Here is an 8,021-nt window from a genome sequence, read left to right on the forward strand (position 1 = left end):
ACAGCAGCAAATAATAGATACTAAATTTGAGGGCGATCGCTAATTTAAAATTCCTGAGTAGAGAGTAACCTAAAATAGGACTTGTGCAGAAACCGAATTTTTGAGGAAAAACCTGGTTTTTTGGAAAAACTCAGTTTCTTAAACCCGGTTTCTAATAATGCTTGGAGAGTGCAGCGAGAAGCAGTAGCGACTATTGTTTCACCAAATGCTCCCCATCTAATTGGCAAGCAGGAAGGAAAAGCAGGCATCACAAGGTGCGATAGATTATGATAGCAGCTAATCATGTCTTTTTTGAGCGAGTGCTTATGAATCCCATACTTTCGATTTGGGGGCGTTGGGGGTTAGCTGTAGGTGCGACTATCCTGATGGGATCTGCCGCCGCGCCAAATCCCCAGACATTTGAAAGTTTTGCTGATTTCTGTACCAACAAAGAGAATTTGACCCCTGAAGCCAGACATACGGTGGAGGTGTTGCTATCAAAAGCAAAAACACAAGAGTGCGATCGCGCTCAAAAAACACTGAGTAATCTCACAGAACTTTCCCTGATTCGCAATCAAATAGTCGATATCACACCATTATCAAAATTCACCAATCTGAGAAAGCTCAACCTCAGTTTAAATCAAATAACAGATGTGCAACCCTTATCGGGACTGACTAATCTGAGATTTATCGCCCTCAATTTCAATCAAATCTCAGACATGAAACCATTATCGAGGCTGACTAATCTGACGGAGCTTTTCCTCGAAGCCAACCAAATCGTAGATGTCAAACCTTTAGCTGGATTAACTAATCTAACAGGGCTGTCGCTCGCATCTAATCAAATTGTAGATGTGACACCTTTATCGAGAATGACAGAGTTAAATTTTCTTTATTTGAGTGGCAATAAAATCGCAGATGTGAAACCATTATCGGGATTGACAAATCTGATACTGCTTTTCCTCGCATCAAATCAAATCGCCGATCTTAAACCTTTAGCGGGATTGACAAATCTGACAGCCCTAGACCTCAGTAGAAATCAAATCGAAGATGCCAAACCTTTAGCGGGATTGGTAAATCTGACAACCCTCGATCTCAGTAGAAATCAAATCCCTGATGGGGAAGCAGATCGATTAATTCAGAAAAACAAACAACGATTAAATCAAAAAACAGATGAAGCCGACCAATTGATTCAGGAAGCTAGGCTCTTATTCGCTCAAGAAACAGCAGCATCTTACCAGGAAGCCTTGCAAAAGTTTGAGGCAGCGCGTTCGCTTTATCAAATGCTTAGAAATAGGGAGAAGGAAGCTTACACGCTGCATCAAATGGGCTTCATTACTAATAGATTAGGAGACAGACAGCAAGCCCTGAACTACTACAAGCAAGCCCTTTCTTGGAATCGGACTTTAGCCGATCGCCCTAAACAAGCCGTCATCCTCAACAATATCGGCGCCGTTTACTATGCTTTGGGAGAGAAACAGCAAGCCATCGACTACTATAACCAAGTCCTTTCCCTAATTCGGGAAATGGGCGATCGCCCTGAAGCAAGTATCAACCTCAGCAACATCTCGAACATACCCGCAAACAGCGACACATCTTTGGGCGATCGCACTGCGGAAGCCACCACACTCAACAACATCGGCTTAGCCTACAACGATTTGGGAGAAAAACAGAAAGCAAAAGAGTATTTCAACCAAGCCCTTCCCTTATTCCGCGCTATGGGCGATCGGGCTAAGGAAGCCACTACCCTCACCAATATTGGCATAGTCTATTCAGATTTGGGAGAAAAACAAACAGCCCTCGACTACTACAAACAAGCCCTCGATTTGAGACAAAAAGCGGGCGATCGGCGTGGAGAAGCCCTCACCCTCAACAATACAGGTACTACTTACTCAGAATTGGGAAACCAGCAGAAAGCAGAAGAATATTTCAACCAAGCCCTGCCGCTGTTTCGCGCTGTGGGCGATCGTCCTGGGGAAGCTCTCACCCTCTACAATATGGCTAATATCAAAGGCGATCGAGGCAATTTAATCGCAGCCCTCACTGACATTGAAACCTCCATCAAAATCATCGAAAACCTCCGCACCAAAATTACCAACCACGAGCTCCGCATCTCATACTTTGCCACGGTACAAGACTATTACCAGTTCTACATTCACCTGTTAATGGAACTGCACAAAACCAATCCCAAATCAGGTTACGATCGCAAAGCCTTAGAAGCCAGCGAAAGTTCCCGCGCCCGCAGCCTCCTAGAACTTCTTCAAGAAGCAAATGCCGATATTCGCCAAGGTGTCGCCCCGGAATTATTACAGCAAGAACGCAATTTACAACAGCAACTCGATGCCTTAGAAACACCCCGAATCGAAACTACAAGCAGCCCCAATTATACCCCAGCACAACAAGCAGAATTAGACCAAAAACGCCAAACTTTACTAGGACAATATCAGGACATTCAAGCCCAAATCCGCTCCACCAGTCCCCGGTACGCCGCCCTCACCCAACCGCAACCTTTAACCCTGGCACAGATTCAACAACAAATCCTCGATGAGAATACCATTTTACTCCAGTATTCTTTAGGGAAAGAGCGCAGCTATCTGTGGGCTGTGACTAAAACCAGTCTCACCAGTTATGAATTGCCCAAACAGGTTGACATCGAAAAAGCCGCCCGCAATTTCCGCGATGCTGTGACTAACCCGCGCTACCGAAATATTCCCGATCGAGTTGCTGAAGCTAACAACACGCTCAGTCAAATTATTTTACAGCCCGTAGCAGCACAACTAGGTCAAAAACGCCTGCTGATAGTTGGCGATGGCATTCTCAATTACCTGCCCTTTGCGGCCCTCTCGCTCCCCGAAACACCCGGTAAAAATCCGAATCCGCCTTTAATAGTAGACCATGAAATTGTGCTGCTGCCTTCCGCTTCCACCTTGGGAATCTTAAGACAAAACTACAATGACAGACCACCCCCAACTCGGACTTTAGCAATGCTCGCCGATCCAGTTTTTAGCGCTAACGATGAACGAGTCAGCACCCAGTCTAATAGCGCCAATCCCCAAGCAATAGAATCAGTAAATCTCGGTTTAAGCCGCTCTAGTCGCGCCAATAACATACAGTTGAGCCGTTTAAAATTCACTCGCCAAGAAGCTCAAATCATTCAAGCGTTAGTTCCGGCCAATTCTCGCACCGCATCTTTGGATTTTGCAGCCAGCCGCGCCGCAGCAACCAGTCAGAACTTAAGCCAATATAAAATCGTTCATTTTGCCACTCACGGTTTAGCGAATAGCACTAATCCGGAACTATCAGGAATTATCTTGTCACTGGTAGATGAAAAGGGCAATCCCTTAAACGGATTCCTGAGACTTACTGATATTTTCAATCTGAAGTTAGCAGCAGATTTAGTAGTGTTAAGTGCCTGTCAAACCGGAATGGGGCAAAGCATTCAAGGCGAGGGCATGGTAGGATTGACACGGGGATTTATGTATGCAGGGGCTCAGCGAGTGGTGGTGAGTTTATGGAATGTGGATGATGAAGGAACGGCTACGTTAATGTCGAGTTTCTATCAGGGAATGCTGCAAAAAGGGTTAACGCCAGCGGCGGCTTTAAGGGCGGCGCAACTGGAAATGTTGAAGCAGGAAGAGTGGCGTTCTCCTTATTATTGGGCGGCTTTTACGCTTCAGGGGGAATGGCGATAAATTTTATGAAAAACCGTTATGATATCAAGTCCGATTAATTGCTGATAAAACCTATACGGGCATCGGGCATCGGGCTTGCCATGAACAACAGCCAACAGTCAACTGTCAACTGTCTTCCTTTTTCCTTCTTCTACTAAAGTGTTAAATCGCTCTAGTTCCCAAAAGGGGAGAGTTAAGGATAGGAGGAAAACACCGAGCATTCCCAAGGCAAAAACAAACATTGATTTGTGGGATTGTTTTTTGTTAGGGTTCATAAAACATCAAAAAATAATAGATCCTAGGTTTGGGATCGATCGCTAATTTAAAAATACTAAGTTGAGAATATAGCCTTTCTCAGAAAGATGAGGTACTATCCGGCATAGGGCATAGGGCATAGGGCATAGGGCATAGGGCATAGGGCATACCTCACTTTTTTGAGAAAGGCTATAGCGTAAAAATTACAATTATGACTTTTAACCTTCGCGGAGGCAAATCCGATGCGGGCGATCGCCCTTGGAGGGTGTGGCGCTACGTGCAGCGGCCCGATTGCACAATATGCCCCCGATGTAACCTGCACGCAGGAAGAGAAAGCGCACCTGACAAGCTGGGAGCGACTATGATAGCGGTTAACAAGGTCTGGTTTAAGGGATGTTTATGAATCTCAGGCTATGGGTTTGGGGGGTAGCTGTAGGTGCGAGTATCCTGCTAGGAGTCCCGGCGGTAGCTGCACCCAGTGTTATAAAAATTAGCCAAGGGGTATCGCAGCAGTCCGGGGGAAACCCGGCGGCGGCTGCTGCTGAAAGAGCCTTGACAGAAGGGGTGCAAATGTTTCAGCAGGGGACGGCGGAATCTTTAAGACAAGCGAGCGCTAAGCTTGAAGAAGCATTAAAGCTGTATCGAGAAGCGGGCGACACTTCAGCACAAGCTGTTAGTCTCCTGGTTCTTGGCAGAGTCTACGATGATTTGGGAGAAAAACAGAAATCCCTAGAGTATTACAGCCAGTCCCTTCCCCTGTTTCGGGCAGTAGGCGATCGCGGTGGGGAAGCTACTACCCTCAACAACATCGGCAAAGTCTACGATGAATTGGGAGAAAAACAGAAAGCGCTAGAGTATTACAGCCAGTCCCTTCCCCTGAGTCGGGCAATAGGCGATCGCACACAGGAAGCTCGCACCCTCACAAACATCGGCGCTGTCTACTCAGCATTGGGAGAAAAACAGAAAGCAAGAGAGTTTTACAGCCAGTCGCTTCCCCTGTTTCGAGCTGTAGGCGAGCGCGGTGGGGAAGCCACCACCCTCAACAATATCGGCAGTGTCTACTCAGATTTGGGAGAAAAACAGAAAGCGCTAGAGTATTACAGCCAGTCCCTTCCCCTGAGTCGGGCAATAGGCGATCGCAAACAGGAAGCTCGCACCCTCAACAACATCGGCACTGTCTACTCAGATTTAGGAGAAAAACAGAAAGCGCTAGAGTATTACAGCCAGTCTCTTCCCCTGTATCGAGCAGTAGGCGATCGCAATGGAGAAGCCGTCACCCTCATCGGCATCGGCGCTGTCTACTCAGCATTGGGAGAAAAACAGAAAGCACTAGAGTATTTGGGCCAGTCCCTTCCCCTGAGTCGGGCAATAGGCGATCGCACACAGGAAGCTCGCACCCTGATCAACATCGGCAGTGTCTACTCAGATTTGGGAGAAAAACAGAAAGCGCTAGATTATTACAACCAGTCCCTTCCCCTGTATCGAGCAGTAGGCGATCGCAGTGGGGAAGCTAGCACGCTCAACAATATCGGCTTAGTCTACTCAGATTTGGGAGAAAAACAGAAAGCGCTAGATTATTTCAGTCAGTCGCTTCCCCTGAGTCGGGCAATAGGCGATCCACAGGAAGCTCGCACCCTCACCAACATCGGCAGTGTCTACTCAGATTTGGGAGAAAAACAGAAAGCGCTAGATTATTACAACCAGTCGCTTCCCCTGTATCGAGCAGTAGGCGATCGCAATGGAGAAGCTACCACCCTCAACAATATCGGCTTAGTCTACTTAGATGTGGGAGAACAACAGAAAGCGCTAGAGTATTACAGTCAGTCTCTTCCCCTGTATCGAGCAGTAGGCGATCGCAGTGGGGAAGCTCGCACCCTCAACAACATCGGCAGTGTCTACGATGATTTGGAAGAAAAACAGAAAGCGCTAGAGTATTACAGCCAGTCGCTTCCCCTGTATCGGGCTGTGGGCGATCGCCGTGGGGAAGCTCGCACCCTCAACAACATCGGCAGTGTCTACGATGATTTAGGAGAAAAACAGAAAGCGCTAGAGTATTACAGCCAGTCACTGCCCCTAAGTCGCGCAGTAGGCGATCGCAGTGGAGAAGCGAACAACCTCAGCAACATAGCTTATGCAAAACGTGAGCAAGGCAATCTCACTGAAGCCCTCACTAACATTGAAGCCTCTGTCAAAATTATTGAAAGCCTCCGCACCAAAATTGCCAGCCCAGAACTCCGCACCTCATACTTTGCCACCGTACAAAACTATTACCAGTTCTACATTGACCTGTTAATGCAACTGCACAAAAAGCAACCGAGATCTGGTTATGATACCAAAGCCTTTGAAGCCAGCGAACGTTCCCGCGCCCGCAGTCTCCTCGAACTTCTGCAAGAAGCAAATGCCGATATTCGCCAAAATGTCGCCCCTGAATTATTGCAGCGAGAACGCAGTTTGCAACAGCAACTCGATGCCCTTGAAAAACGGCGCGTCGAAGTTCTCAATCGCCCCAAGTACACTCCCACCCAAGAAGCAGAATTAGAACAACAACGGCAAACTTTAATCGCACAATATCAGGACATTCAAACACAAATCCGCGCTACTAGCCCCCGGTACGCAGCCCTCACGCAACCGCAACCTCTAACGCTGGCACAAATTCAACAACAAATCCTCGATGAGAATACAATTTTACTCCAGTATTCTTTAGGAAAAGAGCGCAGCTATCTCTGGGCTGTCACCAAAACCAGCATCACCAGTTATGAATTACCAAAAGCTGCCGAAATCGAGACAACTGCCAGAAAATTCCGCAATGCTGTCACCGCTCCAACTTCCCGAAACAGCCCCAATCAAGTCGCCCAAGCCAACGATGCTATCAGTCAAATGATCTTACAGCCCGCAGCAGCACAACTAGCTCAAAAGCGCCTGCTGATTGTTGGCGATGGCGTTCTCAATTACCTCCCATTTGCTGCCCTCTCGCTCCCTGGAAAATCCGGTGAAAATGGGAATCCGCCTTTAATAGTAGACCATGAAATCGTGCTGCTGCCTTCAGCTTCCACCTTGGGAATATTAAGACAAAACTACAGTGACCGACAACCTCCTACTCGGACTTTAGCGATTCTCGCCGATCCAGTTTTTAGCGCTAACGATGAACGAGTCAAGAACCAGTCAACCGCCACCAATCTGCAAGCAATAGAATCAGTAAACCCCGGTTTAAGCCGCTCTGGTCGCGCCAATAACTTACAGTTGAGCCGTTTAAAATTCACTCGCCAAGAAGCTCAAATCATTCAAGCGTTAGTTCCTGCCAATTCTCGCACCGAATCTTTGGATTTTGAAGCCAGCCGCGCCGTCGCAACCAGCCCGAATTTAAGCCAATATAAAATCCTTCATTTTGCCACTCACGGTTTAGCGAATAGCGCTCATCCGGAACTGTCAGGAATCATCTTGTCGCTAGTAGATGAAAAGGGAAATCCCTTAAATGGATTCCTGCGACTTACTGATATTTTCAATCTCAAATTAGCAGCAAATTTAGTAGTTTTAAGTGCCTGCCAAACGGGAATGGGGCAGATAGTTCAAGGCGAGGGAATGGTAGGATTAACGCGGGGATTTATGTATGCAGGGGCTCAGCGAGTTGTGGTGAGTTTGTGGAGTGTGGATGATGAAGGAACAGCTACGTTAATGTCGAGTTTCTATCAGGGAATGCTGCAAAAAGGGTTAACGCCAGCGGCTGCTTTAAGGGCGGCGCAATTGGAAATGTTGAAGCAGGAAGAGTGGCGTTCTCCTTATTATTGGGCGGCTTTTACTCTTCAGGGGGAATGGCGATAAATTTTATGAAAAAAACCAGCATTAATTCCAATTCCGGGCGAGTGTAAGTCTGGCGAGAACTTTTTGCGGTGAATCAGGATACAACCCACATTCCGCAGATATTCAAGCAGAAGGAAAGGAAGATAAATTCGGGAACACAAAACTCCCAAACGATTGCACGGCAATCGTTTGGGAGTTTTTAGTGTAGAATAGATTTCTGCAGTAAAGCAACTCTAAAAATCATGAACCAGCCATTATCGGGGATAAATATCGTAAATTTAGACCACTTGGGAATAGTAGCCGGGATAATAGATGAAATGG

The 8,021-nt window shown here is 47.0% G+C and carries 4 protein-coding genes; 3 read left to right on the plus strand and 1 reads right to left on the minus strand.

All coding sequences use genetic code 11. The annotated features are described in order from the left end of the window. Positions 1–120: 120 nt before the first annotated feature. Together NDI35_RS18045 and NDI35_RS18050 are read left to right on the plus strand one after the other, a co-directional pair. Positions 121–270 carry a hypothetical protein gene (locus NDI35_RS18045; protein ID WP_445313938.1) on the plus strand — a complete coding sequence of 50 codons (150 nt, stop codon included), beginning with the start codon at positions 121–123 and terminating at the stop codon, positions 268–270. Positions 271–305: 35 nt separating this feature from the next. Beyond that, on the plus strand, positions 306–3,668 hold the full coding sequence (locus NDI35_RS18050; RefSeq protein ID WP_445313939.1) for a CHAT domain-containing protein: 3,363 nt from the start codon (positions 306–308) through the stop codon (positions 3,666–3,668). Positions 3,669–3,766: 98 nt separating this feature from the next. Here NDI35_RS18050 and NDI35_RS18055 read toward each other — a convergent pair whose 3' ends face one another. Beyond that, positions 3,767–3,922 carry a hypothetical protein gene (locus NDI35_RS18055; protein ID WP_445313940.1) on the minus strand — a complete coding sequence of 52 codons (156 nt, stop codon included), beginning with the start codon at positions 3,920–3,922 and terminating at the stop codon, positions 3,767–3,769. Positions 3,923–4,295: 373 nt separating this feature from the next. On the opposite strand from NDI35_RS18055, the gene NDI35_RS18060 reads away from it, so the two are divergent. After that, on the plus strand, positions 4,296–7,721 hold the full coding sequence (locus NDI35_RS18060; RefSeq protein WP_445313941.1) for a CHAT domain-containing protein: 3,426 nt from the start codon (positions 4,296–4,298) through the stop codon (positions 7,719–7,721). Positions 7,722–8,021: the final 300 nt, after the last annotated feature.

This window comes from Microcoleus vaginatus FACHB-2002, assembly GCF_040004035.1.
In the GTDB taxonomy this organism is placed as follows: domain Bacteria; phylum Cyanobacteriota; class Cyanobacteriia; order Cyanobacteriales; family Microcoleaceae; genus Microcoleus; species Microcoleus vaginatus_C.